This window comes from Nocardia sp. NPDC051911 (genome assembly GCF_040681035.1).
In the GTDB taxonomy this organism is placed as follows: Bacteria; Actinomycetota; Actinomycetes; order Mycobacteriales; family Mycobacteriaceae; genus Nocardia; species Nocardia sichangensis.
The window spans coordinates 1-26517 of the sequence record NZ_JBFAXY010000053.1 but is presented as its reverse complement, the minus strand read 5'-3'; the positions used below and the strand labels follow the sequence as shown (position 1 = coordinate 26517).

28 protein-coding genes are annotated in these 26517 nt (G+C 68.3%); 15 read left to right on the top strand and 13 right to left on the bottom strand.

Translation table 11 applies throughout. The features are described from left to right. Positions 1 to 703: 703 nt before the first annotated feature. Complete coding sequence (locus tag AB0L97_RS36590; RefSeq protein ID WP_355077108.1) at positions 704 to 2212, bottom strand: aldehyde dehydrogenase family protein; 1509 nt, start codon at positions 2210 to 2212, stop codon at positions 704 to 706. A gap of 165 nt (positions 2213 to 2377) precedes the next feature. Here AB0L97_RS36590 and AB0L97_RS36585 point away from each other — a divergent pair, with 165 nt between their 5' ends. Then, complete coding sequence (locus AB0L97_RS36585) at positions 2378 to 3157, top strand: SOS response-associated peptidase (RefSeq protein WP_364439060.1); 780 nt, start codon at positions 2378 to 2380, stop codon at positions 3155 to 3157. Positions 3158 to 3628: 471 nt separating this feature from the next. On the opposite strand, the gene AB0L97_RS36580 is transcribed toward AB0L97_RS36585, so the two are convergent. Next, a complete protein-coding gene (locus tag AB0L97_RS36580) occupies positions 3629 to 3928 on the bottom strand; it encodes a hypothetical protein (protein WP_356967379.1) in 300 nt (99 codons plus the stop codon). Between the two features lie 72 nt (positions 3929 to 4000). Then, a complete protein-coding gene (gene ybaK, locus AB0L97_RS36575; RefSeq protein WP_364439056.1) occupies positions 4001 to 4495 on the bottom strand; it encodes a Cys-tRNA(Pro) deacylase in 495 nt (164 codons plus the stop codon). 297 nt (positions 4496 to 4792) lie between these two features. On the opposite strand from ybaK, the gene AB0L97_RS36570 reads away from it, so the two are divergent. From AB0L97_RS36570 to AB0L97_RS36555, 4 genes are all read left to right on the top strand, one after another. Then, entirely contained in the window at positions 4793 to 5425 is a 633-nt protein-coding gene (locus AB0L97_RS36570) for a sigma-70 family RNA polymerase sigma factor (protein ID WP_051021205.1), read from the top strand. A gap of 20 nt (positions 5426 to 5445) precedes the next feature. Further along, entirely contained in the window at positions 5446 to 5712 is a 267-nt protein-coding gene (gene rsrA / locus AB0L97_RS36565; RefSeq protein ID WP_355077366.1) for a mycothiol system anti-sigma-R factor, read from the top strand. 307 nt (positions 5713 to 6019) lie between these two features. Further along, positions 6020 to 6235: a biotin/lipoyl-binding carrier protein gene (locus AB0L97_RS36560; protein WP_355077100.1), complete on the top strand. Its 216-nt coding sequence runs from the start codon at positions 6020 to 6022 to the stop codon at positions 6233 to 6235. A 22-nt stretch (positions 6236 to 6257) separates the two neighbouring features. Further along, on the top strand, positions 6258 to 7772 hold the full coding sequence (locus AB0L97_RS36555; protein WP_364439052.1) for a histidine kinase N-terminal domain-containing protein: 1515 nt from the start codon (positions 6258 to 6260) through the stop codon (positions 7770 to 7772). A 529-nt stretch (positions 7773 to 8301) separates the two neighbouring features. On the opposite strand, the gene AB0L97_RS36550 is transcribed toward AB0L97_RS36555, so the two are convergent. Both AB0L97_RS36550 and AB0L97_RS36545 read right to left on the bottom strand, forming a co-directional pair. After that, on the bottom strand, positions 8302 to 8556 hold the full coding sequence (locus AB0L97_RS36550) for a WhiB family transcriptional regulator (RefSeq protein WP_011211115.1): 255 nt from the start codon (positions 8554 to 8556) through the stop codon (positions 8302 to 8304). A gap of 256 nt (positions 8557 to 8812) precedes the next feature. Continuing rightward, complete coding sequence (locus AB0L97_RS36545; RefSeq protein WP_355077097.1) at positions 8813 to 9757, bottom strand: diacylglycerol kinase family protein; 945 nt, start codon at positions 9755 to 9757, stop codon at positions 8813 to 8815. Between the two features lie 193 nt (positions 9758 to 9950). Here AB0L97_RS36545 and AB0L97_RS36540 point away from each other — a divergent pair, with 193 nt between their 5' ends. Beyond that, entirely contained in the window at positions 9951 to 10370 is a 420-nt protein-coding gene (locus AB0L97_RS36540) for a hypothetical protein (RefSeq protein ID WP_039800324.1), read from the top strand. Here the strand turns inward: AB0L97_RS36540 and AB0L97_RS36535 are convergent. From AB0L97_RS36535 to AB0L97_RS36515, 5 genes are all read right to left on the bottom strand, one after another. Beyond that, positions 10349 to 11056 carry an endonuclease V gene (locus AB0L97_RS36535; RefSeq protein ID WP_364439047.1) on the bottom strand — a complete coding sequence of 236 codons (708 nt, stop codon included), beginning with the start codon at positions 11054 to 11056 and terminating at the stop codon, positions 10349 to 10351. The two genes, AB0L97_RS36540 and AB0L97_RS36535, sit on opposite strands and share 22 nt — an antisense overlap. Positions 11057 to 11061: 5 nt before the next feature. Next, a complete protein-coding gene (locus AB0L97_RS36530; protein ID WP_364439068.1) occupies positions 11062 to 11535 on the bottom strand; it encodes a GNAT family N-acetyltransferase in 474 nt (157 codons plus the stop codon). A 77-nt stretch (positions 11536 to 11612) separates the two neighbouring features. Next, the gene (locus AB0L97_RS36525; protein WP_355077093.1) at positions 11613 to 12218 is read right to left on the bottom strand and encodes an acid phosphatase; all 606 of its coding nucleotides are present in this window, start codon (positions 12216 to 12218) and stop codon (positions 11613 to 11615) included. Between the two features lie 277 nt (positions 12219 to 12495). Beyond that, positions 12496 to 13722 carry a hypothetical protein gene (locus AB0L97_RS36520; protein ID WP_364439042.1) on the bottom strand — a complete coding sequence of 409 codons (1227 nt, stop codon included), beginning with the start codon at positions 13720 to 13722 and terminating at the stop codon, positions 12496 to 12498. Between the two features lie 27 nt (positions 13723 to 13749). Beyond that, positions 13750 to 15501: a DEAD/DEAH box helicase gene (locus tag AB0L97_RS36515; protein ID WP_364439065.1), complete on the bottom strand. Its 1752-nt coding sequence runs from the start codon at positions 15499 to 15501 to the stop codon at positions 13750 to 13752. Between the two features lie 408 nt (positions 15502 to 15909). Here AB0L97_RS36515 and AB0L97_RS36510 point away from each other — a divergent pair, with 408 nt between their 5' ends. From AB0L97_RS36510 to AB0L97_RS36500, 3 genes are read left to right on the top strand one after another with little or no spacing between them, the layout of a single operon-like run. Continuing rightward, a complete protein-coding gene (locus tag AB0L97_RS36510) occupies positions 15910 to 16767 on the top strand; it encodes a hypothetical protein (protein WP_364439039.1) in 858 nt (285 codons plus the stop codon). A gap of 55 nt (positions 16768 to 16822) precedes the next feature. After that, a complete protein-coding gene (locus AB0L97_RS36505) occupies positions 16823 to 17878 on the top strand; it encodes an alpha/beta hydrolase (protein ID WP_364439036.1) in 1056 nt (351 codons plus the stop codon). A 27-nt stretch (positions 17879 to 17905) separates the two neighbouring features. Next, positions 17906 to 18607, top strand: a complete 702-nt coding sequence (locus tag AB0L97_RS36500) for a ferritin-like fold-containing protein (RefSeq protein WP_355077085.1) — start codon at positions 17906 to 17908, stop codon at positions 18605 to 18607. Position 18608: 1 nt separating this feature from the next. Here the strand turns inward: AB0L97_RS36500 and AB0L97_RS36495 are convergent, their stop codons facing one another. Beyond that, on the bottom strand, positions 18609 to 19448 hold the full coding sequence (locus AB0L97_RS36495; RefSeq protein ID WP_364439033.1) for a helix-turn-helix transcriptional regulator: 840 nt from the start codon (positions 19446 to 19448) through the stop codon (positions 18609 to 18611). A 102-nt stretch (positions 19449 to 19550) separates the two neighbouring features. On the opposite strand from AB0L97_RS36495, the gene AB0L97_RS36490 reads away from it, so the two are divergent. Beyond that, positions 19551 to 20090 carry a YceI family protein gene (locus tag AB0L97_RS36490; protein ID WP_355077082.1) on the top strand — a complete coding sequence of 180 codons (540 nt, stop codon included), beginning with the start codon at positions 19551 to 19553 and terminating at the stop codon, positions 20088 to 20090. Between the two features lie 67 nt (positions 20091 to 20157). Next, entirely contained in the window at positions 20158 to 20385 is a 228-nt protein-coding gene (locus tag AB0L97_RS36485) for a DUF3107 domain-containing protein (RefSeq protein WP_355077360.1), read from the top strand. An 82-nt stretch (positions 20386 to 20467) separates the two neighbouring features. On the opposite strand, the gene AB0L97_RS36480 is transcribed toward AB0L97_RS36485, so the two are convergent. Next, positions 20468 to 21124 carry a TetR/AcrR family transcriptional regulator gene (locus AB0L97_RS36480; RefSeq protein ID WP_039800303.1) on the bottom strand — a complete coding sequence of 219 codons (657 nt, stop codon included), beginning with the start codon at positions 21122 to 21124 and terminating at the stop codon, positions 20468 to 20470. A 485-nt stretch (positions 21125 to 21609) separates the two neighbouring features. Between AB0L97_RS36480 and AB0L97_RS36475 the strand changes: the two genes are divergently transcribed. The 4 genes from AB0L97_RS36475 (at position 21610) to AB0L97_RS36460 (ending at position 26232) form a co-directional block, all read left to right on the top strand. Continuing rightward, positions 21610 to 22581, top strand: a complete 972-nt coding sequence (locus AB0L97_RS36475) for a DUF3152 domain-containing protein (RefSeq protein ID WP_356967420.1) — start codon at positions 21610 to 21612, stop codon at positions 22579 to 22581. Positions 22582 to 22738: 157 nt separating this feature from the next. After that, the gene (moeZ, locus tag AB0L97_RS36470; RefSeq protein WP_364439028.1) at positions 22739 to 23923 is read left to right on the top strand and encodes an adenylyltransferase/sulfurtransferase MoeZ; all 1185 of its coding nucleotides are present in this window, start codon (positions 22739 to 22741) and stop codon (positions 23921 to 23923) included. A gap of 51 nt (positions 23924 to 23974) precedes the next feature. After that, positions 23975 to 24826 (top strand): TIGR02569 family protein, encoded by an 852-nt coding sequence (locus tag AB0L97_RS36465; RefSeq protein WP_364439025.1) that lies wholly within the window; start codon positions 23975 to 23977, stop codon positions 24824 to 24826. A 236-nt stretch (positions 24827 to 25062) separates the two neighbouring features. Continuing rightward, positions 25063 to 26232, top strand: coding sequence for a CHAP domain-containing protein (locus AB0L97_RS36460; RefSeq protein WP_364439022.1), 1170 nt, complete (start codon positions 25063 to 25065; stop codon positions 26230 to 26232). Positions 26233 to 26305: 73 nt separating this feature from the next. Here the strand turns inward: AB0L97_RS36460 and AB0L97_RS36455 are convergent. Then, a partial coding sequence (locus AB0L97_RS36455; protein ID WP_356967402.1) for a hypothetical protein occupies positions 26306 to 26517 on the bottom strand: 212 nt, incomplete at its 5' end.

Genomic DNA, 26517 nt, shown 5'->3' with positions numbered 1-26517 from the left:
CGCCGCTTGCTCCTTCGTCGCGTACGCGGCGGCCGCGCACACGCGAGCCGGGCCGCGAACGGCGGATGCTCGGTCTCGCTTCGCTCGAAACCGGGAGTTGCGGTGCGCTGGGAGCGTAGGTGTCGGAGCTTGCTATCGAGTGCATGCCGTTTGTTGTGACCCGGCACCGGCTCAGTCCGACTGCCGCTTGTTCCTTTGTCGCCTGCTGTGCTGGTGTTCGCGGCTGCCTGGTGGCTCGCCGGCACCGATCGGCGGGTGTTCGGTTGCGCTGCGCTCGAAAGACGTGGTTGCGGTGCGCTGGGAGCTTCGGTGTCGACGCTTCACTTACTGGTGCACGGTTTGTAGTGGCTGGTCGTCGGCTCGGCGACCGACGCATGCTATTTGTCGCCTGCGCGGGGGTCACTCGGATGTGGGCGAGGCGGCGAACGGTGCGTGCCAAGTCTCGATCACTCGGACCGGAGTCAGCGATAGTTGTTGCGCGGGAAGAAGTATGCCGGAACGGACACGCGGCGCGTAGCTGTGCCGGTCGAGTGCCACGGGTTGCGCGGTCAGCCGGGGCCGCGGACGATGCCCGACCGACTTCGTCATAGTGCCTCGCCGTCGCGATTCGCGGCGCGTTCACTGGCGGATTGCCGCTGATCTCACCTACGGCACGGGCCGGGTGCTCGACGAGGTCGAGTGCCCGGCCCGTGCCGTGGGATTCCTACTTGTGCCGTCCGTGCAGGAACGGGACGAGCTTGCGCAGCAGCTTCATCGTGGAGTCGGTGCGGCTGTAGCTCAGCAGCGCCATGCCAGGAACGGTGAAGCGCTGCACCGCGATCGAGTGCGGACGGGTGAACTCGCGCAGACCCGGTTCGCCGTGGATGCGGCCGATGCCGGAATCGCCGACGCCGCCGAAGGGCAGGCCGGGGATGGCGGCGAAGGCGAGCACCGAGTTCACCGAGGTGGCGCCGACGCGCAGCCTGCGCGCGATGTCCAGGCCGTTCTTCTTCGAGTAGACCGCCGAGGACAGGCCGTACTTGGAGTTGTTGGCCAGTTCCACCGCCTCGTCGACGCCGTCGACGGTGCGGATGGTGATGGTCGGGCCGAAGGTCTCCTCGGCCACCGCCTCGGAGTTCTCGTCCACGTCGACCAGTACGACCGGTTCGATGAACGGCGCCTTGACCGACTCGGGGCCGCCGAGCACCGCGGTGCCGCCGTTCTTCAGCGCGTCGTCGATATGGCGGCGCACGATGTCGATCTGGCTCGGCATGGTCATCGGGCCGTAGGCGGCCTTGTCGCCGGAGCCGGGCTTGATGTCGGTGAGGATGCGCTTGACCTCCGCGACGAACTCCTCGCGCACCGAGCGGTCGACGTAGACCCGCTCGACGCCCGCGCAGGTCTGACCGCTGTTGGCGGTGGCGCCCCAAGCGACCGCGTCCGCCGCGGCCTTGATGTCGGCGTCGGCGGCGACGATCACCGCGTCCTTGCCGCCGCACTCCAGCAGCACGGGGGTGAGCCGTTCGGCGGCGGCGGCCATGATCCGCTTACCCGTGGCGGTGGAGCCGGTGAACGCGATCTTGTCGACGTCCGAACGGACCAGCGCCGCACCCGTGGCGCCATAGCCGTTGATCGTGCTGAACACGCCCTCGGGCAGTTCACGATTGGCTTCGGCGAACGCGTCGGCGAGGAAATTGCCGATGCCGGTGGAGTACTCGCTCGGCTTGAACACGACGGTGTTGCCCGCGGCGAGCGCGTAGGCGATGGAACCGTTCGGTGTGTAGACCGGGTAGTTCCACGGGCCGATCACGCCGACGACGCCGAGCGGGCGCTGCTCGAGCCGGGCGCTGAAGTTCGACATCAGCGCGCCAGGGGAGACCCGCTTGGGGCCGAGCACCTTCTTGGCGTTCTTGGCCGCCCAGGAGATGTGCTCGAGCGCGAGCATCAATTCCAGGAAGGCGTCGTCGAGCGGCTTGCCGTTCTCCGCGTGGATCAGGGCGCAGAATTCCTCCGATTTCTGCACCAGCTTGCTCGACCAGCGCAGCAGATGCGTGCGCCGCTCATCGAAACTCAGCGCGCCCCAGGTGGCGGCCGCTGCGCGAGCCTTGGCGACCGCGGCGGCCACCGCGGCGTCGTCGGCGATGACGTGCGTGCCGATCACCTCGCCTGTCGCCGGATTGACCGACGTCAGTGCCGTGTCGTGATCGGCCGGTTTGGTGTCGGTGGATGTCACAGTGGTTCTCCTCTTGCCGTCTGCGGTCGACGGTCGATGCGCATGTCCGAGTGGACGGGCAGCCCGTCCTCCGATGAGAGAATGTTATGCCACAACTCTCAACAGGTCACCAGCTATGCACCAATTGTCCCCGACGCTGTCGGTGGCGAGTGGGACTATCGGGATATGTGCGGACGATATGCGACCACGACCAATCCCGGCAGGCTCGCGGTGGAGTTGGATGCGCTCGACGAGACCGGCGCGGCCGACGAGAGCTCGTTCACCAATTACAACGTCGCTCCGACGACGCAGGTGCTCACCGTGGTCGAGCGGCACGACCGAGACCACGAAGACGACGACCCGAAACTGCGTATCCGGCGCATGCGCTGGGGCCTGATCCCGGTATGGACCAAAGCGGCCGAGCCCGGTGTACCGGTCAAAGGCAAACCGCTGTTCAACGCCCGCGCCGACAAGGCCGCCACCACGCCGTCCTTCCGTGACGCGGTGAAGTCCCGGCGCTGCCTGGTGCCGATGGACGGCTGGTACGAGTGGGTCGTCGAGCCGAACGGCGAGAAAGGCAAAGCCGCCAAGCATCCCTACTACATGGCCAACGCGGACGGTTCCCGTCTCTACATGGCCGGCCTGTGGTCGGTCTGGCGCGACCGGTCGCAACCGGAGAGCCGACCGCTGCTGTCGTGCACCATCCTCACCACCGACGCGGTCGGCGAACTCACCCGCATCCACGACCGGATGCCGCTGCCCATGCCACGGGAACATTGGGACGCGTGGCTGGACCCGGATCACCCGGCCCCGGCGAGCCTGCTGGAGACGCCGTCCGAGGAGACGGTCGCCGCCATCGTGCCCCGCCCGGTCCCATCCCTGGTCAACAGCGTGCGCAACAACGGCCCCGAACTGCTCGCCCCGGTGGACGATCAAAAGGAAGCAGAGCAGATCACCCTGCTGTGAGCGCCGGCTGCCCCACCGCCGGATCCCGCGCCGCCGCAGGCACACGGGGCGTGCCGTGCTGGATCGGCGTGCAATCGGACATCCGCACCGCTTGAATCTCCACCACGAACGAGCGCCCGGGTCCGACAACGGAATGGCTTGCTGCGCCCTGGTGATGGCGGCCGTGGCTCGTCCGCAGTCGGCTCAACGCGTCCGAGCGGCTGCCGCGTTCGCAAGGAGTTGCGTTGCATACACGGTCTCGAGTGTGGTCCAGCCGTTGGCGGCTGGATCGGGTGCCGGACCAACCGCCTGACGCAAACGGCGTCGGCCCAACCCCCGGTTTCGAGCGAAGCGAGACCGAGCATGTTCCGTTCGCGGCCCGGCTCGTGTCCGAGTGGCCGCCGCGTAGGCGACGAAGGAGCAAGCGGCGGTCACTCGGACACGAGCCATAAAGGGGCCGCGAACACGCAGCGCCGAAGGCGCTGCAAAAAATCACAGACTGCACTTCACGCTGGGTGAAGCGATATTCAAGCCGCACTTGATGATTCCGGCGACCAAGTCGATCAGCTTGGTGGTGACATTGCCGCTCAGCTTCTCGGCTTTCCCGGACTTGTCGTCACTCTTCGAACCCTGGCCGCCGAAGTCGAACACGGAATCGCTGACCTGCGTGATCTGCGGGCTGTCCGGCGCGGCGGCTGCCTCGGGGGCGAGGAGCGTTGCCGAACCGAGAGCCAAGACGAGAGCTCCGAACAACGCGACGATCACGGTGCGCACACGCTGCTGCGTAGACATTCGCATCACATCCTCGAGTCGGGTCTATCTGGCCAGTTCAGTAACGCACAGATCGCGGTGATCGTGGCGGAATTACGCGGATGTCACGGGCGCGGTCACCGCGGCGGTCAGCCGGATCAGGTCGGCGGGCGCCAGCTCGATCTCCACTCCGCGCCGTCCGGCGCTGCACAGCATCCGGTCCCAGGTCAGCGCCGAGTCGTCGATCACGGTGGGCAGCCGTTTGCGCTGACCGAGCGGTGAGATGCCGCCGAGGACGTATCCGGTCGTCTTCTCCGCTCGCGTCTTGTCCGCCATGCTCGCCTTCGGCGCGCCGAGCGCCGCCGCCGCGGCTTTGAGCGACAACGTGTTCGGCACCGGAAGCACGGCCACCGCGAGCGCGCCGGTGGCCAATTCGATGACCAGGGTCTTGAAGATCTGCTCGGCCGCGACTCCGAGTTCGGCGCCCAGCGCGTCGACCGCCTCGGTGCCGTAGGAGTCGGAGCGCGGATCGTGCTTGTAGGCGTGCACGCGATGGGACACCTTCGCCTGGGTCAACGCGCGGATCGCGGGAGTCGAGCCTGCTGCCATGGGCCAAACCCTAACGGCGGCTGTGACCCTGCCCGCAACGGGATTTCCTGCGAATTCGCCGGGAGCCGGTGGCTGGTGGGAACACCGGACGGGTCGCGCATGTTGTAGCCGGTACACCGCGCTCGGAATGATTTCCACCGCGTGAGCAGGCCCTATGGAGACGTGAAGGAGATGCCTGTGCCCGTGCTGCTCGATGACCGCCCGGTAGGGACCGACGTGTCCCCGACCGACGGCGGATTCTCCTTCGATGTGCCGATGCCGGTAGATTTGGCAGGTACGGCGATCGAAGGGACAGGTGTGACGAGCGACGATGACGTGGCGGCCGACGATGTCGCCGCCGTCGACGATGCCGAGCTGGCACAGCGGTTCGAACGGGACGCGCTCCCGCTGCTCGACCAGCTCTACGGCGCCGCGCTGCGCATGACCAGGAACCCGGCGGATGCCGAGGACCTGGTCCAGGAGACCTACGTGAAGGCCTACCAGGGCTTCAAGTCGTTCCGGGAGGGCACCAATCTGCGTGCCTGGCTGTACCGGATCCTGACCAACACCTACATCAACTCCTACCGCAAGAAGCAGCGCCAGCCCGCGCAGTATCCGACCGACGAGATCACCGACTGGCAGCTGGCGGCGACCGCCGAGCACACGTCGCAGGGGCTGCGCTCGGCCGAGGTCGAGGCGCTGGACGCGCTACCGGACGACGACATCAAGGCCGCGTTGCAGGAACTCCCTGAGGAGTTCCGCATGGCGGTGTACTACGCCGACGTCGAGGGTTTTCCGTACAAGGAAATCGCCGACATCATGGGCACTCCCATCGGTACGGTGATGTCCCGGCTGCACCGCGGCCGGAAGCAACTGAAGGGTTTGCTCGCCGATGTCGCGCGCGAGCGTGGATTCAACCGTTCGGGGGAACGCCAGGAGGTCAAGCAGTGAGTACCGAGCGGGACCCCGACATGGAGCTCGACTGCACGGCGGTGCTCGCCGACGTGTGGCTGATGCTGGACGGCGAGTGCGACGACGCGACTCGGGAACGATTGCAGCACCACATGGAGCACTGCAGTCCGTGTATCGAGGCCTACGGCATCGAGGAGAAGGTCAAGAGCCTGCTCAGCCGCAAATGTGGCGGTGATCGCGCGCCCGAGTCGCTGCGTGAGCGCCTGACCATCGAGATCCGCCGGACGACCGTGACCACGGAGACTTCGGTCGAGACCTCCGACTGATGGGTGCCGTCGGACGTAGTCCGTCCTCAGCCTGCGCATGGCCGGAGCGAAGGCGGAGGTACGCATAGCCCGCGAAACGCGAGCGGCACGCCTTCCTGCTGGAAGTGCGTGCCGCTTCGTGCTTGCGGGCCGAGCGTAGCGCTCAGGCGTTGGGCCGCTTGCCGTGGTTGGCCGCGTTCCCCTTGCGGCTACGCTTCTTACGTCCGCGCTTACCCATGAGTAGTCTCCCTTCTGATTGAAGGCCATTCTTTCACGTGTGGTTGGCTGTACCGTCAGCGGATGCAGGCCAACGAGGATATGGGGTGTCATGGCTGAGCAAGTACTCGCCGAGCTGGTGTCGGTCGTCTACCAGGTGGTCGCCGAGGAAGGCGACGAAGTCCAGGAGGGCGACACCCTGGTGATCCTCGAGTCGATGAAAATGGAGATCCCGGTGGTCGCGGAGTCCAGTGGCACGGTGACCTCGATCGGTGTCAAGGAAGGCGACGCGATCAAGGCGGGCCACCTCATCGCGGTCATCTCCTGATCGATTGCGGCGGTAGATCTGCATGGCGACACTGAGCGAGCTGCTGGCCGAGCACACCGACCTACCCGGCGTCGCCGTGGATCATCTGCAGCGCGTGGTGGGCGATTGGCAGTTGCTGTCCGATCTGTCCTTCGCCGATCTGCTGCTGTGGGTCGGTGCGGGACCGGTGACGGACGGCGCGGACATCGTCTGCGTCGCGCAGTGCCGTCCCACCACCGCGCCCACCGTGCACCAGGAGGACCTGGTGGGCACGGTCGCGCTGCGGACCGACCATCCGCAGGTGTTCGAGGCGCTGCTCACCGGCGAGACCGTACGAGCCGACAGTGAGGGCGAGGCCTCCGGCGTCTATCACCCGCATCCGGTGCCCGCGGTCCGCGAGGCCATACCGGTGCGCTGCGGCGACGACGTGATCGCGGTGCTGAGCCGGGACACCGATCGGCAACGCTCCCGGGTGCGCAGTCAGCTGGAGAGCGCCTACGTGGCGTGCGCGGACGATCTGTGCCAGATGATCGCCGACGGCACCTTCCCGACCACCGAGGATCGCGCGGCCACCCATTCCAGCCCACGCGCGGGAGACGGATTCATCCGGCTCGACACCGAGGGCATCGTCGTCTACGCCAGCCCGAACGCGCTGTCGGCCTACCACCGGATGGGTTTGCAGGCCGACTTGGCGGGCCAGGATCTCGCCGTCACCACCCGTTCGCTGATCACCGACCCGTTCGATGCCCAGGAAGTGGTCGGCGACATCCAAGCTGCCCTGGCCGGGCGGACCGGACGCCGGATGGAGGTGGAGGCGCGTGGAGCCACCGTGCTGCTGCGCACCCTCGTGTTGCGCCCGCACGGTGAGCTGGCCGGCGCCGCGGTGCTCGTCCGCGACGTCACCGAGGTCAAGCGGCGCGATCGCGCGCTGCTGAGCAAGGACGCCACCATCCGGGAGATCCACCACCGGGTCAAGAACAACTTGCAGACCGTCGCCGCGCTGCTGCGCCTGCAGGCCCGCCGCACCGAGAACGAGGAGGCGCAGGTCGCGCTCACCGAATCGGTGCGCAGGGTCACCTCCATCGCCTCGGTGCACGAGATGCTGTCGATGTCGGTGGACGAAGAGGTCGATCTCGATGAGGTCGTGGACCGGCTGCTGCCGATCATGGCCGACGTGGCCACGGTGCACACCACGCGCATCAAGGTGCGCCGCGCCGGTTCGCTCGGCGTCTTCTCCGCCGAACGCGCCACCCCCTTGGTGATGGTGCTCACCGAACTGGTGCAGAACGCCATCGAGCATGCCTTCGACTCGGGCGAAAACGGCACGGTGACAATCCGTTCCGAGCGTTCGGCCCGCTGGCTCGACGTGATCATCAGCGATGACGGCCGCGGTCTGCCGCCCGGGTTCAGCCTGGAGTCCTCCGATCGGCTCGGCCTCCAGATCGTCCGCACCTTGGTGACGGCCGAACTCGGCGGCTCCATCGGCCTGCACCCCGGCGCCGACATCGGTACCGATGCCGTCCTTCGCGTTCCGCTTGGCCGTCGTTCCGGCCGCTGACCAGCGCGTTCGGGCCGTGAGCCGCAGCTCACGAGGATCACCGCGTCAAGTCGCGCTCGGCAGCGCCGCAGTTTCCCATCGCCGCGAGCAGGCGGTGCCGGATCCGTCGCCCGCGCTATCGGTCGTGCCCGCTGCGCGCTGTTGCTCGGAGGTCGCGGAATGGCCGCTTCTCGGGCGCGGTGTGCGGCTTGCGGCACGGTTACTTCCCGAATGTCCGCAACGAGTGGAATGCGAGGTGTCGCACTGATTCGCGACCGTCCCAACCCGATTGGAAACCAACCACTTTCCCACAAGTTCCGCTCGTCCGCGAGTCGAACCGCGGCCCGCGCCGCGCTCTGATCCGCGCTGCCGATATTGCCGTCCGGCGAACCGCATTGGTCGGCTTCCGGATTCGTCGCGAAGCGAGACCGGTCATTTCCAGTTCGCGGACGAGCGTGCAAAAACAACACAGCCCGGCACCTTTGGGTGCCGGGCTGAAATGCGTTACCGGGCCGGGCTGAATGGCCCGGTAAGGCCGGTCGTCTGGAGATCAGACGACGGTGCGGGTGCGGGTGCGCGCGTTGCGACGCTTGAGCGCGCGGCGCTCGTCCTCGCTCATACCACCCCACACGCCGGCGTCTTGTCCGGACTTCAGGGCCCAGGACAGGCAGTCGGCGGTTACGGGGCAGCGAGCGCAGACCAGCTTGGCATCGGCAATCTGCGCGAGCGCCGGACCACTGTTACCCACGGGGAAAAACAGCTCGGGGTCCTCATCGCGACAGATGGCCTTGTGGCGCCAGTCCATTCCTCTGCTCCTTTGCTGGGCGCCGCGCAGGGCGCCGATGGTTTGTGGTTCGTTCACTTGTGCGACTCGAATGTTTCCGCACGGTTGCTTGTGAATGCTTTCACGAACACCGTAGATGTCAATAGGCACGCGGTGCACCGTGGGGAAGCTCACGCTCTGAAGGCCCCCGCTGTGGGGAAGCCTGCCCGGTCCTTTGTACTCGCTCTATCCGGATTTCGCAGCACTAACCGCGATGTTTTTCCCGGTGTTTCGCCGCTCAGCGCGGTCTCGGCGCGACGACGGCCAGGACATCGGGCACGGCAGTGAAATCCACCACGTTGCGCTTCCCGATGAAGTCGCCATCGATTTGCAGGCCGATCGGTTCTTTGGACTCGATTCGTACGGCGGGAACGTCGTCTTCGCGAAATAAATTGCGGGACTTGGGATTCCCGTTGGCCGCCAGGAGCTGGCGCGCGAGCAGGAGCGTCGGGAGGACCGCCATGGAGCGCACCGCGAACACTCCGAGGCCCGTTTCGAACCGGGTGCCGGGGTTGGTGTGCACCGGCGTGGCATTCAGATATGTCCACGGTGTGGTGTTGGTAACGAAGGCGTAATGCACCTCGTCCACGGGCTCCCGGCCGGGAATTTCGACCCGAACGCCGGGTTCCTTGCGTTTTGCCCGGAAGAATTGTCGCACAGTTGTTCGAACATAACGTGCCGGAGTGGCGGCGCGTCCGCGGGCGCGGCTCGCGTCGATCGCCTCGCAGACGTCGGCGTCGAGTCCGACGCCTGCGCTGAAGCAGAACCAGCGGTCGTCGGCCAGCCCGAGACCGATCCGGCGATCGGCGTCCAGTGTGAGCAGGTCGATGAGCTGGTTGGTCGCGGTCACCGGGTCGGGGGAGATGCCGAGCGCCCTGGCGAAGACGTTGGCCGAGCCGCCCGGGATCACACCCAGGCGTGGCAACCAGGCTTGACCGTCGTCGAGGACGGGCAGCGGCAGGAAGCCGTTGATGGTCTCGTTGACCGTCCCATCGCCACCGTGCACGACGATCAGGTCCATCTCGTTCGTGGCTGCCCATTGGGCCAGTTCCGCGGCGTGGCCGCGATGCTGGGTATGCGCAACGGTCAGCTGAGTGCGGCTCTCCAACGCGTGCGCGAGTAGGTCCCTGGTCGCCGGTGTGGTCGAGGTGGCATTCGGGTTCACGATCAGCAGCGTCCGCACGATGGCAGCCTAGTTGGCGGCCGACCGGCCCTGGAAAAGCGGCGAGCGATGCGCCGGATGCCGTTGCCCGGCATACGCCAGGACGATGACGCGGACCAGCGGGGCCGTAGGCTTGCCGCGTGAACGAGCGTCAGCAAGGGAAGCGAGGACACCGTGCGCTGCGGCGCACGACGGAGCCGAGCGAGGCGCGATCGTGAGCGACAAGAGCGCGGCCGCGGGAACGGCGCCGACGACGGTGCGGGCGGCCGGCGGATTGGTGACGCTCGAAGGCGTCGTCGCCGTCGGCTTCGCGATCGTGCTGGTGGTGCGGGGGCTGCTCGGGCACGACCAGTCCGCGACCAGCGGCTACGGCACGGCGGCCTGGTTCGGCATCCTCGGCGGGGCGGTGCTGGCCGCAGGCATCGGGCTCCTGCTGGGAAAACGCTGGGGTCGCGCCATCGCCGTCATCGCGCAGCTGCTGTTGCTCCCGGTCACCTGGTCGCTGCTCACCGACTCGCATCAGCCGGTCTACGGCACGGTGCTCGGGGTGGTCGCGGTCGCCGCGCTGGTGCTGCTGTTCGCGCCGCCGTCCACCCGCTGGATGGCGCAGGACTACGGCGTCGAACCGGAATAGTTCCCGGTGGCCGTGCGCAGCGCCGCGCGGCAGAGGTGGTCGGCGTGCCGGGTGGTCTCCGGTAGCCGGTAGCGCGGGGTCAGCGCCAGCACCTGTGCGCAGGCGGTGTCGAGGTCGATGCGGTGCCCCACGGAGACGAACACCGGCTTGACGCCGGTTCTGGTGCGCAACGCCCGCCCCACCACCGCTCCGTCGATGGTGATGTCGGTGGCCGCGCCGCGTTCCGGACCCGGTTCGGCGTAATCGCCCCATACCGTCTTCGCCACGCCGATCGTCGGCACGCCGGTGAGCAGTCCGAGGTGGCAGGCGAGGCCGAAGCGGCGCGGATGGGCGAGTCCCTGGCCGTCGCAGACCAGCAGATCCGGTGCGCTGTCGAGCTTTTCGAGCGCGGCGAGGGTGGCCGGGATCTCCCGGAAAGCCAGCAGGCCGGGCACGTACGGGAAATCGGCGACGCCGTGCGCGACCGCGGAGGCGACCGGTCGCAGGGTGTCCGCCGCCAAGACGACGACGGCCGTGGCCACGGCGCCGGTGTCGCCGTAGGCCGAGTCGAGTCCGGCCATCGTGCGGAATCGGGTACCGGGCGGGGTGACCGGAGTGACCAGCGGCCGCAACTCGTCCTGCAGGGCCATGGCCGATTCGGCAGTGGTGGGCCAGGACGCGAGATCGAGCGGCGGGAACCAGGACATCCGCGCTACCGCGCGTCGGCGGCCAGCTTGCCGAGCGCGTCGCCGGCCAGCCGATAGCCCAGCCATTCGTCCTGGGCTACGGCGCCGATTGATTCGTAGAAGTCGATCGAGGGCTTGTTCCAGGTCAGCACCGCCCAGGAGACGCGGCTGTAGCCGTGCTCGACCGCTTCCTGCGCCAGGGCTGTGAGCAGGGCCTTGCCGTAGCCCTTGCCCCTGGTCTCCGGCCGGACGTAGAGGTCCTCCAGGTAGATGCCGTGCACGCCGTCCCAGGTGGAGAAGTTGAGGAACCAGATGGCGCAGCCGAGCAGCCTCGACTCGTCCGCCACCACGTGCGCGAACACCTTCGGTTCCGCGCCGAACAGCGCGGAGCGCAGCTGCTCGGCGGTGACCGTGCACTCGTGCCGTGCCTTCTCGTAATCGGCGAGGTCGTAGATGAGGTCGACCAGGCCCGGCACGTCGGACGGGACGGCGCGGCGCAGGACGGCGGCGCCGAGGTCGACGGCGCCGAGGTCGACGGCGCCGAGGTCGACGGCGGTGGGGTCGGTGGCGGGTCGGGTCACAGTGACGCTCCGTTGTGTACCAGGTTGTGCGTGCGAATCGTGCGCGCGTCGTGTTCGTAGCCGAGCACGGTCAGCGCGCCGGTCGACATGGCGAATCGGCGGCCCTCCCGGACGTCGAATTCGGCCCAGCGGGCGATCAGCGCGCGGGAGAAGTGGCCGTGCCCCACCAGCACGATATCCCGCTCCGGCAGCGCGGGCGCCACGTCGGCCAGCACCCGGTCGGCGCGCTCGCGCACCTGCTGTGCGGTCTCACCGTCCGGGACCGGGCCCGTCCAGATGGTCCATCCGGGCGCGGACTCGCGGATCTGCGGGGTGGTCAGTCCCTCGTAGGCGCCGTAGTCCCATTCGGCGAGGTCGTCGTCGACCACGGCGCCGGTGAGCCCGGCCAGCTCCGCGGTGCGCATCGCCCGTAGTCGGGGGCTGGTGCGCACCAACGGATTCCGCAATTTCAGCGTGGCGAGCAACTCGCCTGCCGTCCTGGCCTGTTCTTCGCCGCGCTCGGTGAGCGGGAGATCGGTGCGGCCGGTGTGCCGCCGCTGTGTTGACCAGCTGGTCTCGCCGTGCCGAAGCAGCACAACGCGGGCATCGTCGAGTGCGGACATGCCTCCATGATGGTCCACCGTTGATCATGGAGCGGCGCGGTGGTCTCCCCGCGACGGTGACGAAGCGGACTACGATCCTGTCGGCCGCTCGATCTCGAGCACTGTCAGCGGCACCGGCCGCGAGACCTCGGCCTGGTAGTTCGCGAGCAACGGATCGCTCGCGGTCACCCATTGCGAGCTCGTTCGTAGTCGGCCCCCGGCCTTCCGCGCCGCGCACCGGCAGGTGGTCGATTGGTGACGTCGGAGCTCAGCGGCGCCAATAGATTCGCCGCGTGCCTCAGCCGAAGGCGTGCAATTCTCCGTCGCGCAGTTCCAGCACGGTGCTCCCGATCACGGTGAGCGAGATCGGGTTTCCGGTATAGCCGGGCCGGTCCACCGGAATCCGACCGGTTTCGGTTCCCGTGGCCGGGTCGAGGACGGCGAGCGCGCCGGTGGTCGGCAGCAGCAGTTTGCCCGCCATCAGCGCGGGCGACCCGAGCGCGCCGCCCGCGGTCCACAGCGGGTCGAAAGTGCTGCCGTTCAAAGCGATCACGCTGTTCCCGGTGAAGACCAGATAGGCCGATCCGATGCGCGTGGTCGTGGCCGTCTGGCTCAGCGGCGCCGAAAGCTGATGCACCACAACGGCGTTGCCGTTCCCGTCATAGACGGCCAAGCGAGGCGGTACCGGCTCGGCGCCGGTCGCGGCGGGGAAGTAGAGCACGATGCGGTTGTCGGAGACCGCGAGCACCCGTGCTTCCGTGGAATCCGATCCGGGACCGGTCAATACGTGCGAGCCGAACTCCTCCGGCACCGTGTTGTCCTTGGGAGCCGGGTTGAGCACCGTCAGCCGCTCGGCCGGGTCGGTGGGGCAGCGTTCCAGCACGGCGAGCCGAGACGGACTGGAACCCGACGACAGCAGCGTGCACCCTTTGCGCGGCTGCGTCCTGACGTTCACCGGGGCGTCGACGAAGCCGTACTCCACGGTGCGCACCAGATCCGAACGCCACATCTCCAGCCGCTGCGGCCCCTGCGCCAACAGGTAGGTGCCGTCGGCCGACAGCCGCACCTCCCGGTCCATGTAGCTGCTGCGCGCGGTGCGGCGGGCGCCGCTGTCGCCGGCCAGCATGGTGGCCTGGCTGCAGCCGCGCTCGTCGCGGTAGACCGCGATCACCATGCCGTACTGGCCCTCGACCCCGCACAGCGGCAAGTCCCGCCGGTACTTCCAGAGCTGATCGCCGGTGCGTGGGTCGCGGCCGGTGACCGTGTCGTCGTCGCCGGTCACCGCGACCCCGCCGGACACCAGCGCCCGCGTGATCGCACGGTCGGGCGCGTGCCACACCTCACGCAGCGCGGTCGGCAGCTGATCGGCCGCGACCGGGGTCGGCACCGTGGAGGACGCGGTCACCGATTCGGTGCCGTGCGCGTCGCCGCGCACCCACACCACGGCTGCCGCGATCACGACGAGAACCGCGATCGCGACTGCGGAGATGATATCGGCGCGCGTCCGCCGCTCGGGTGCGAGCACGAATGCGAGACTAGCCGATCCGGGCGGTCAGGCCGACGCGGCGGCCGCGGGCTCGGCCGCGCTCCCGGCGTCCTCCGCCGCGACGTCTCCTTCGCTCGACCGACGCCGCCTGCGCCTGCGGCGAGCGGGACGGTCGGTCGTGTCGGTCCCCTCGGCGGCGCCGTGGTCGTTCGAGGCCTCTGGGCTCGACTCGTCGGTGGCGGCGCTGTCGGTGGTGTCGCCGGTCGCCTTGCGCCGCCTGCGCCTGCGGCGGGCGGGCTTGTCGGCCGCGTCGGCCTCGGGGGCTTCCTGCTCCGTGTCGATGACCTCGTCGTCCACGGCGGAGTCGGTGTCGGCCGCATCGGTGACGTTCGGTGCGCCGTCGATCGGCTTACCGCCGCGGGTGCGCTTGCGGTTGCGCTTGCGCGGGGCGCGGGCCTGGCGTTCGACCACCACCGCGTCCGGGTCGCGTTCCGGCTTCGGCTTGCGGATCACACCGGTGATGCCCTCGGGAATGCCGAGGTCGGTGTACAGGTGCGGCGAGCGCGAGTAGGTCTCGACCGGCTCGGGGATGCCGAGGCCGAGCGCGCCGTCGATCGCCGACCAGCGGTTGAGCTCGTCCCAGTCGATCAGCGTCACCGCGACGCCGGTGCGCCCGGCGCGGCCGGTGCGCCCGATCCGGTGCACGTAGGTTTTCTCGTCCTCCGGGCACTGGTAGTTGATGACGTGCGTGACGTCATCGATATCGATGCCGCGCGCCGCGACGTCGGTCGCCACCAGCACGTCGATGGTGCCCTTGCGGAACTTGGTCAGCGCCTTCTCCCGGGCGATCTGCCCCAGGTCGCCGTGCACCGCTCCGACCGCGAACCCGCGCTCGGCCAGTTCGTCGGCCACCTTCTGCGCCGTGCGCTTGGTGCGCGTGAAGATCATCGTCGCGCCGCGGCTCTCGGCCTGCAGGATCCGCGCGATCAACTCCCCCTTGTCCAGGGCGTGCGCGCGGTAGACGAACTGCGCGGTGCGGTCGTGCACCGCCGAGTCGTGCGGCTCCTCGGCCCGGATGTGCGTCGGCCGGGTCAGGAAGGTGCGCGCCAGGGTGATGATCGGCCCGGGCATGGTCGCGGAGAACAGCATGGTCTGGCGCTTGTCCGGGACCATGCCGAGAATGCGCTCGATATCCGGGAGGAAGCCCAGGTCGAGCATCTCGTCGGCCTCGTCGAGCACCAGCACGCCGATCTTGCCGAGGATCAGGTGCTGCTGGTCGGCGAGGTCCAGTAGTCGGCCCGGCGTGCCGACCACCACGTCGACGCCCGCGCGCAGCGCCGCGATCTGCGCCTCGTAGGGGCGGCCGCCGTAGATCGACGCCACGCGCAGCGGCCCCTGATGGTTGGTCAGGTACTTGCTCGCGTTCTCCAGGTCCTGGGTGACCTGGATGCACAGCTCGCGCGTCGGCACGATGACCAGCGCGCGCGGCGTGCCGTCCAGCGGCGTCGTGCCGGATTCCGCGGTGGCGATCCGGTGCAGCAGCGGCACGCCGAATCCGAAGGTTTTACCCATGCCGGTGCGGGCCTGACCGATGAGATCTTCTCCCGCGAGCGCCAGCGGGAGGGTCAGTTCTTGAATGGCGAAAGTACGTTCGATTCCGATCTCGCCGAGTGCGCGGACGATTTCCGCGCGCACGCCCAATTCGGCGAAAGTCGGGGCGGTATGCGTTGCGTCCAGTTCGGCCGTCAACAGGGTCTCCGCCAGACCTGGTTCCTGATCGACTGTGATCTTGCTCAGGGTTCGTGCCTTCCTCGTAATCACGTCCCGCGCGCACGAGGTGGGGCGGACCGGGCGGTCCACGACGACCACGACTCCGCAGGCGATACTTCACCCGGCCACGCTCCGGATGCCGGGCGCCTGCCACAAAAGCGGCGGCTACCTCGCAAAACATCGGCGCGGCGCACTGGTGACGCGGATTGGTGCGCGCACATTTTCCTGTCCAACGAAAACTTCGCACTCGAAACCGGTCGGCAGTCGCAGCGGCGTCCCCGCGGTGTGCGTGAGCGCGACGTCCGGCGACTCTGTCGAGCGAAACTTTCCGTTGTCCGCCGCGATTGTAGCGTGATATTGTGCCGCGTTCGAATTGCCACCACGGCGCGCTATCGAAAATGCTGCGGACCCGCAGCGCGCTTTCGCCGTGCGGGGCGCCCACGTACGCTGCGCCACATGGGAATTCATCCGGCGCGGCAAATCTGGGCGACGCTAGAACCGCTACACGATGTCGTCTATTTCGGCACCGGCGTCAAGGAGGCGGGCGTCGGGATCGGATTGCGCGGCTACTGGCAGACCTACTTCGCTTTCCGCGCCGCGCCGCTGGGCGCGGTGACGCCCGCTACCGTGCAGGCGGCTTTCGCCGGATTCCACCCCGGCATGGTCCGTCGCGCGCTGCCGGAGGCGTGGGAGCGGGCGACGCCGCAACGCTGCCTGGCCGCTCGGCTCGAGCTGGCCACCGGTCTGCTGCGCGGCGTCGGCGCGGGTGACGCGGTGTCGGCTCGCGCGGTCGAGCTGCTGGCGCCGGTGCAGCGTGCCGCCGATCCGACGGGGCGGGCGCTGTTCGCCGCGAACGCGGCCTTGCCGCTGCCCGCCGACCCGGTGGCCGCGCTGTGGCAGCTGGCCACCTCCCTGCGTGAGCATCGCGGCGACGGCCATGTCGCGGCCCTGGTCACGCACGGTCTCAGCGGACGCCACGCGCTGGTCGTGCAGGTGGCAGCGGGCAAGGCGCCCGAATCGGTGATGCGGCCCGCGCGCGGGGTGTCGGAGGCGGAATGGGCGGACGCTTTCGACGAGCTGCGGGCCCGTGGGCTGGTCGCGGGGGAGCCGGTCACTCCGACTCTCACCGGCAGCGGCGCGGAACTGCTGGCCGCGGTAGAGGCCGAGACCGACGAAGCGGCGTGGACCGGTGCGCTCGCGGTGTTGTCGGCCGACGCGATCACCGAGCTGGCCACCTCGCTCGCGCCGCTGGTGCGCAGCGTGCAGGAGTCGGTGGTTCCGCCGCTCAACCCCGTCGGCATGGGGCCGCGGTAGCGCGGCGGGCAGTTGCCTGTTACCGGCGGTACCGATATGTGAGACTCTCTTCGCTGTGAGCCTTGCCGACACTGTCACCATCGCCGCGCGCAACGCCTGGGCGCTGACCTTCGGCTCCGGCATCGAGGCGCCGGTCCCGACCCCCGCGACGATCCTGTGGGACCAGCCGCACCGGCAACTGCGGCGGTTCGAGCGCGCGGAGGGGGATGCGGCGGAAGCGGATTCGCCCGTCCTGCTGGTCCCGCCGCTCGCCGCGCCCGCCACCTGTTTCGATCTGCGGCCCGACCAGAGCCTGGCGCGCTTCCTGCTGGAGATCGGCCGCAGCCCCTACGTCGTCGACTACGGCGAGATCACCTTCGCCGACCGGCGCATGGGCTTCGAGGACTGGATCGACGACATCCTGCCCGAGGCGGTGCTGCGCACCAGCGCCGACCGCGACGGGCGCGCGGTGGATCTGGTGGGCTGGTCGCTCGGCGGCACGCTGGCATTGCTGACCGCCGCGGCGCACGCCGAACTGCCCATCCGGTCCGTCACGGCCGTCGGCTCGCCGCTGGACTACGACCGGATGACCGGCGTGCCGCAGCTGCGCGCGGTCGCGAAACTCACCGGTGGCCGCGGCACCTCGACCGTCATCCGCGCGGCCGGTGGCGTTCCTGCGACACTGACTCGAATCGGCTACAAGGTCACCGCCTGGGATCGTGAGCTGACCCGGCCATGGTTCGTCGCGAGCAATATCGCGCGCACCGAGGCGCTGGCGAAGATGGAGTCGATCGATCGGTTCATGGCCGAGATGCCCGGATATCCGGGTCGTTTCTACGGTCAGCTGTGGGGCCGGTTCATCCTGAACAACGACATCGGTCGCGGTGTCGTGCGGCTCGGCGAGCGCCGGATCGAGCTGGCGAACGTGACCGCGCCGGTGCTGCTCGTCGGTGGGCCGTCCGACGTGATCACCCCGGCTCGCGCCGTCGAGGGGGGTGTGCGCCTGCTCACGGGAGCGGCCATGGTCCGTTACGAGACCGCGCCCGGCAGCCACCTCGGCATCCTGGCCGCGCCGACCGCACGTGACACGACATGGAGTTACCTCGAGAAGTTCCTTGCCGAGACCTCCTGAGTCGCGGTGAGTATTACGCTGGGGCGCATGGGAGCACAGTCACCTGCCGCGTTAGGTGTTTCGTCGACCGACCCAGCAAGCCTTTCCATCCCCGCGAGCCATCCCGGCGTGACCGACCTGTTCGCGGTGCTCGCCTACGGCGAGATATCCGCGTTCTACCGGCTGACCGAGGAGGCCAAGCTGTCGCCGTCGCTGCGGGGCAAGGTGGCGGTCGCGAAGATGGCCGCGGCCGAGATGGAGCATTTCAAGACGCTGGAGTCCGCGCTGGCCGCGCGCGGCGCAGGCGTCTTCGACGCGATGGCGCCGTTCGTGCGCGCGCTGGACGACTACCACGCGTCCACCGACCCGTCGACGTGGCTCGAGTCGATGGTGAAGTTCTACGTCGGTGACGGCATCGCCGCGGACTTCTACACCGAGATCGCGGGCGCGCTGACCCCCGACGTCGCCGCGGTGGTCCGCGATGTGCTCGCCGAGACCAGGCATTCCGAGTTCGTCGTCGAGGAGGTGCGGCGGGCGGTCACCGAGAGCCGCTCCGAGCGCGACCGGCTCACGCTGTGGGGCAGGCGGCTGCTCGGTGAGGCGATCACCCAGGCGCAGTTCGTCATGGCGCAGCGCGACGAGCTGACGGATCTGGTGCTCACCGCCACCGGCGATCTCAACGGCATCGCCGCGTTGTTCGAGCGGATGCAGGACAGCCACGCCGAACGCATGGCGGTTCTCGGCATCTGAGCTATTCGTTCGCCGCGCGGTTGGGCACCAGCCGCAAACCGGGCGCGTGGATGCTCGCCCGGTCGATCAGCCAGACCACGACGCTCTGGTCCTTGCGGTCGGCTTCCAACATCTCGAACGGGACCTCGACCATGCCGTGTACGGGATGGTCGAGGTGCAGCGTGCCGGAGCCGGGCGCGCCGACGCGATGCGGCTTCCAGCGGCCGGCGAAATCGGGGAGTCCGCGCAGCGCCTCGATCGTCTCGAGCAGCGCCGCATCGCCGGGCCAATGGAGTTTGGCGCGGCAGAGGGCGGCGGTGAAGGTGTCGGCGGCTTCCTCCCAGTTGCGCAGGACGCGCCGCGCGGCGGGATGCACGAAGGTGTACCAGGCGAGATTGGGCTGATCCGGTCCGTCCAGCAGGCCCAGCGGGGCGACGAAATCGGCCCACGCCTGGTTCCAGCCCAGCACGTTCAGTCTGCGGCCGACCACGAAGGCCGGTGTCGGCTGCAACGCGTGCAGGATCGTCTCGATCGTCGGAGCCACCTGCTCCGCGGCGGATTCGCTCCCGGGGCAACGCGTTTCGTTGCCGGAGGTCATCGCGAGCATGCCGAAGTACTGGCGGTCGTCGCCGCGCAGCAGCAGCGCGTCGGCCAACGCGTCGATCACCGCGAGCGACGGATTGGTGTCGCGGCCCTGCTCCAGCCGGGCCAGGTAGTCCGCGCTGACGCCCGCGCGCACCGCGACCTCCTCGCGACGTAGCCCGGGTGTCCGGCGCCGGCCGCCCTCGGGCAAGCCGACATCCGACGGCCGCAGTTCGGCGCGCCGGGCGATGAGGAACTCCGCGAATCCGTTGCTTGCCATAGATCCCATCGTGCCCGGTCCGAGGACGGTTATCCGCGCCCTGTCAGGTCCAGGATAACGGCGGTCTGGCTACCGGACCGCGGTCCGGTCATTGTCGGAAGCATGACATCTACCTCGGAATCCACCACGCTGAAAACCGGTTCGTGGGCACTCGACGCCGCGCACTCCTCGGTCGCCTTCACCATTCGCCATCTCGGCATCTCCAAGGTCCGTGGCGGATTCAACCGGTTCGAGACCGAATTCGTGGTCGACGAATCGGGCGCGGCCACCGTCGGCGCGACGATCTACCTCGACTCCTTCGACACCGGAAACGCCGACCGGGACGCGCACATCCGCACCGCCGATTTCCTCGACGTCGCCAATCGCCCCACGCTGACCTTCCGCGCCGACCATCCCGTGGTCGTCGCCGAGACCTTCGAGGTCGAGGGGCAGGCCACGCTCGGCGCGATCACCAAGCCGGTCACGCTGGAGGTCGAGTGGGGCGGTGTGCAGGACTTCGGTCCCACCGGCGACCGGCACGCGGGTTTCTCCGCCACCGGCACCATCAAGCGCACCGACTTCGGCGTCGGTGGAGCTCTGCCCGGCATGCTGAGCGACACGGTCAAGATCGAACTGGAGATCCAGCTCGTCGAGCCCAAGTGAGCGCCCCCGGCGGCCCGCACTAGCCTTGGAACCGACAGCACAGGACTCTCAGGTTCGGAGGTTGGCCGTGGAGGTCAAGATCGGTATTTCGGATAGCCCGCGCGAGCTGGTGATCAGCAGCGCGCAGACCCAGGAAGAGGTCGAGGCGCTGGTGTCCGGTGCGCTCGGCGGCGACGATGGCGTCCTGACGCTCACCGACGAGAAGGGCCGCAAGTTCCTGATCCAGGCTTCGAAGGTCGCCTACGTCGAGATCGGCTCGACCACCGGCGGCCGCGTCGGTTTCGCCGCCGTCTGACTCCCGGCTTCCCGCCGAAACGCAGCGAGCCCCTGCCCCCGATCGGTCGGGGGCAGGGGCTCGCTCGTCGTCGTGACCGCGCTCAGTCGATCGGGTGCAGCGGCACGTGCTTCAGGCCGCCCCAGGCGAGCGAGACGGTGGTGTCGACCGCCTCCTCCTTCGGGATCGGCCGATCGGCCTCCAGCCAGTACCGTGCGGTGAACTGGCTCGCGCCGACCAGGCCAACGGCCAGGATGCGGGCCCGGTAGGGATCGAGGCCCGAGTCGTGCGCGACGAGGTCGAAGACCGCGTCCACACAGGCCTCGGTGGCCTGCTCGACGCGGCGCTGCACCTGCGGCTCGCTGGTCAGGTCGGACTCGAAGACCAGGCGGAAGCCTTGCATCTCGTTGTCCACGAAATCGAAGTACGCCTGCACCGCCGCGCGCACGCGCTGCTTGTTGTCGGTGGTGGAGCGCAGCGCCTGGCGCACGCTGGACACCAGCATGTCGACGTAGTTCTGCAGCACCGCGAGATACAGCTCGAGCTTGCTGGTGAAGTGCTGATACAGCACCGGCTTGCTCACTCCGGCGCACTGCGAGATCTCGTCCATGCCGGCGGCGTGATAACCGCGCTGCACGAAGACTTCGCTTGCCGCCGCGAGTAGCTGTAGACGTCGCTCGTCGCGCGGAAGCCGGGTACCGCGTTTGGCGGGCTCGGACGACGATCTACGGGACGTCATCCGGTCCACGAGGTCAGTCATTTCGGCTCTCCCAGTCGATTCCCCGGCAAAGGGGTGTGCACCGGGTTATCTCAAGAACGATACCCGGTTGTCGCCCGCCCGCGGATCGGGGCCGGGCAACTGGTGCCACCCGGAGACACATTGTCGCACCGACGGGCCCGCTGGTATGCCCGCAGGTGGGGATTCGCCGCTGTGAGACGCTGGTGAACGTGACCGACCGACCGGAAAGACCCCCCGGCGGGCGGCGTGGTGCGCGTCGCCCGGCTGGCTCCGGCGCGCCCGGTTCCGTAGGGTCGGACGGCGTGGCGAGAACCTGGCCAGTGGCGCGATCCGGTGAGGCGGCTCGGACCGGCGCAGCCAAGCGGTCCGGGGCGGGCGGCGGGTCGCCCGGCCGGGAGACAAGTAAACGCGTGCGCGGCAAACCGCCTGAACCTCCTGCGCCCCAGCCGGATTCAGCCTTGGCGCAGCTCGAATACGATGGCGCCGAGGTCTACGATCCGCTCGGTCTGTACTCGCACAAGGCCGAGCGATCCCACCAACCGCTGCGCGCCCGCTGGGATCCCACCGCTCCCGACGAGGGCAGGACGAGGTCGCGTCCCGAGCGGGATGCCAAGAAGCAGAGCGCACTGGGCAGATTCGTCTCGACCTACGGCTGGCGGGCGTACGCGTTGCCGGTTCTGGTCGTGATCACCGTTCTGGTGGTGGTCGACGCGATCCGCGCCACCGACGACATCAACGCCGCGGGCTCGGATCCTGGGCTCGGTCGACTCAGTCCGGCCACCGCGACCGCGGGCATCATCGGCGCTCCGCCGGGTGACGGGCAGTTTCCCACCGACCTGCCGACCGGGGCTCTTCCGGAAGGCGGCGCCTTCGCCGAGTCGGGTGCGGGCGTCTGGCATGTAGTGCCCGGCACGACCGCCCAGATCGGCACCGGCACCGCGACCGCCTTCCGCTACACCGTGGAAATCGAGAACGGCGTGGACACTTCCGGCCTGGGCGGGGACGAGGCCGTCGCCAAGATGATCGATTCCACGCTGGCCAACCCGAAGAGCTGGACGCACGACCCCAAGTTCGCGTTCCGCCGGGTCGACCAGGGCGAGGTGGACTTCCGCGTCTCGCTCACCTCACGGGGATCCAGCCGCAAGGAATGCGGTTTCGACATCCCGATCGATACCTCCTGCTACAACGCCGACGATCGCCGCGTCGTGCTGTCGGAGGTCAGGTGGGTGCGCGGCGCGCTCGCGTTCGAAGGCGATATCGGGTCCTATCGGCAGTACCAGATCAACCACGAGGTCGGTCACGCCATCGGCTACCACCAGCATCAAGCGTGCGACACCGACGGCGGGCTGGCGCCGGTGATGATGCAGCAGACCTTCGGCACCCGCAACGACGACATCGCCGCCCTCGATCCGCACGGCGTGGTGCCGATGGACGGCAAGCGCTGCCGGTTCAACCCCTGGCCCTACCCCCGGGGATAGTGATTGCGCCGGACGGGGTGGTTGTCGCGGTGCGGCGGGTATACGGAACGATGGGCGGGAAGAACGGCCCGGTCGTCGGTGTTGCACAGTTGAACCAACCCGCCGAGGGCGTCATACCGCCGCAGCGATCGGCCAAGCGATTCGAGGAGTCCTGGACGTGTCATCACCCAAGTCCCTGCCGCCACTTGTCGAGCCGGCCGCGGAGCTGACCAGGGATGAGGTAGCCCGCTACAGCCGACACCTGATCATCCCCGATCTCGGCGTGGACGGGCAGAAACGTCTGAAGAACGCCAAAGTGCTGGTGATCGGCGCGGGTGGCCTCGGATCGCCCGCCCTGTTGTACTTGGCCGCCGCGGGCGTGGGCACGCTCGGCATCGTCGAGTTCGACGAGGTCGACGCCTCGAACCTGCAGCGTCAGGTCATCCACGGCGAATCCGACATCGGCCGCCCGAAGGCCGACAGCGCGCGCGACTCGATCCTGGAGATCAACTCCGGCATCGATGTGCGGTTGCACAAGATCCGGCTGGAACCGGAGAACGCGGTGGAACTGTTCCGCGAGTACGACCTGATCGTCGACGGCACCGACAACTTCGCCACCCGATACCTGGTCAACGACGCCGCGGTGCTGGCGGGCAAGCCGTACGTGTGGGGCTCGATCTACCGTTTCGAGGGCCAGGTCTCGGTGTTCTGGGAGGACGCCCCGGACGGACGCGGCATCAACTACCGCGACCTGTACCCGGAGGCCCCGCCGCCCGGCATGGTTCCGTCCTGCGCCGAGGGCGGCGTGCTCGGCGTGCTGTGCGCGTCCATCGGTTCGGTGATGGTCACCGAGGCGATCAAGCTGATCACCGGCATCGGTGAGCCGCTGCTCGGCCGTCTGATGGTGTACGACGCACTGGACATGAACTACCGGACCATCAAGCTGCGCCGCGACCCGGAGCGTCAGCCGATCACCGAGCTGATCGACTACGAGGCGTTCTGCGGCGTGGTGTCGGAGGAGGGCCAGGCGGCCGCGGCCGGGTCCACCATCACCGCGCGCGAGCTCGAGGAGCTGCTGGCGTCGGGCAAGGACATCGAGCTGATCGACGTGCGCGAGCCGGTCGAGTGGGACATCGTGCACATCGAGGGCGCGAAGCTCATTCCCAAGGACCGCATCCTGTCCGGTGAGGCGCTGTCCGAACTGCCCCAGAACCGTCCGATCGTGCTGCACTGCAAGACCGGAGTGCGCTCCGCCGAGGCCCTGGCCGCGCTCAAGCGCGCGGGCTTCTCCGACGCCACCCATCTGCAAGGCGGCGTGATCGCCTGGGCCAACCAGGTGGACAAGTCGCTGCCGGTGTACTGAGTCACGGCGCGCCGGAGGCGCGCCGAAATCGACGCAGCGTAGCGTACGGCCGTGACTTCTGTGGAACCTCCCGAGCATGTGCGTGCCACGTTCGGTCTGCGCGAAGTGACCCCGGTTTCGCTCGGCGACTGGGAAGGCGGCTGGCGCTTGGGCGACGTGGTGCTCAGTCCGGTCACCGATCACGCGCGTGCGGCGTGGTCGGCGAAGGTCCGTGAGGCGTTGAAGGTTGACGGCCTGCGGCTGGCCCGTCCGGTGCGGGCGACCGACGGTCGCTATGTGGTGTCCGGCTGGCGCGCGGACACCTACCTGGAGGGCATCCCGGAACCACGGCACGACGAGGTGGTCTCGGTGTCCCTGCGCCTACACAAGGCGACGGAGAAGCTGGAGCGTCCGCGCTTCCTCGCTCAGCCGCCGGTGGTGCCGTGGGTGGACATCGACGTGTTCGTCGCGGCCGATCGCGCCGCCTGGGAGCCGGTGCCGCTGCGCAGTCTGCGCGCGGGCGGCGCGTCGCTGTCGACCTCCCCGGACGGGCGGCGCAGCATCGAACTGATCGGCCAACTGGCCACCCTCCGCAAGCCGGTGCAGTCGCCTCCGCAGCTGGTGCACGGCGACTTGTTCGGCACCGTGTTGTTCGCGGGCGCGCAGACCCCCGGGCTCACCGACCTCACCCCGTACTGGCGGCCGGTGCCCTGGGCAGCGGCGGTGGTCGTGGTGGACGCACTCTCCTGGGGCGGCGCGGACGACGGCTTACTCGATCGTTGGTCTGACTTGCCGGAGTGGCCGCAGATGTTGTTGCGCGCGGTCATGTTCCGGCTCGCGGTGCATGCGCTGCATCCGCGCTCGACCCCCCAGGCGTTCCCCGGTTTGGCGCGCACGGCGGATATGGTGCGTCTGACCCTCTGAGGCTTTCCCAGGCAACGTAGTCCACCCCACAGCGCACGACTCGTGCGATTCGTCGGGGCAGCTCACCCAGGGTTCGGACGGACGTGTCGGCAATTTCCAATGTCGGGAATGCCCGATACTTGCGGTAACGCACGTGCGCCGCATGTGCCAGGAGACTCTCGCCGAGAGAGGTTACGGATGCTGTTTGTTGTCCCGCGGGGACGGGCCGTGGAGATCGCGCGGAGTGGAGGGCGTGCATGACGACCCTTGCCGACATAGACCTCCCCGACCTTCCGCATCCCGACTACGCCAGTGGCGGTCTCAACGCGGTGGTCGACGTGGCGAATGTGTACATGCAGAACGCGGTCATGCTGTTCGCGTCCGGCTGGGATGGCGGGCAGCCGGACATGATCGCTTGGCTGGGGGACAAGAAGCTGCTGAGCGCGGACGGCAAAAAGCTCACCAAGGATGGCGCCCAGACGCTCGAGTCCGGATCGTCGGTGCTGGTCGACAATTACGACAAGCAGCGCGGTGCGTTCCTGGACAAAACGTCACAACTGCAAGCTCAGAACGACGGCGTGAACGAACGGGCCATCGCGAGCTTCGACACCTCGAACAAGGCGTTCCAGGACGTCAAAGAGATCGTGAACGGGCTCAAATCCGAACTCAGCCGCGAACCCGGGGAGCACCAGTTGACCCGGCTGCCCGATGGCAACTTGCACCTGACCCCCGCCGAGGAGAACCGGCTGCTACAGCTGATCCTGGAGGGCGTGGACCGTGTGCACGACACGATCGAAGACGCGGACGACGGCATGCGACGGGACGCGGGCAACATCTACAAGATGATTCCGGACCTCCCGCGCAACCCCTACGGAAATGCGCCGGACGCGGGGAACCGGGCTGCGTGGGCGCTGCCCGCGAGCGATGCCACCTGGACCAACGGCACCGGGACCACGGACGATATCGTCGCGAAGGCTCGGGAGCAACTAAAACTCGGGGTATCCGAACGTAATGGCGACAACTCCCCGGTGTACTACGACAAGGATGGCGTGGCCCACAAGGTTCCGTACAACATCGGTGACGCGTGGTGCGCTGCCTTCTCCACCTGGGTATGGGATAAGGCGGGTTACAACGTCCATTGGACCAATCCGAACTACGTGCCCGCCGTCTGGAACGACGCCAAACACATGGGCTTGGCGGCGAATATCTCGAGCGCGCAAAAGGGGGACATGATCATCTTCGACTGGGAGGGCGACGGAACCCCCGACCATGTCGGAATCGTGGAGTCCGTGGATCCCAGGACCGGCCGGATCACCACCATCGAGGGCAATTCCAGTGATCAATTGAAATCCAACAGCTATTCCATGAACGCGGGATCGCTCGTCGGCGTGGTCAAGCCGCCGTCCAACCAGGCAAGAGCGTCCTGACGGTACCCGGCGCACCGCGCACGGGCCATTGCGACAGCTTCGTGCGCGGCGCGCCGATCAATGTGCGGCAGGATCAGCTCGAGAGGTCGTTGACCGAGGCGGACTCATTGCCGGACAGCTTGATTCCCAAATTGGCGGCGGTGCGATCCACCTCGTCGTCGGCGTGCTGGAATTCGATGGCCGAGCCCGCCGACAGCACTTCGACGTTGAGGCACAGCGACTGGAGTTCCTTGAGCAGGACCTTGAACGATTCCGGAATGCCCGGCTCCGGGATGTTCTCGCCCT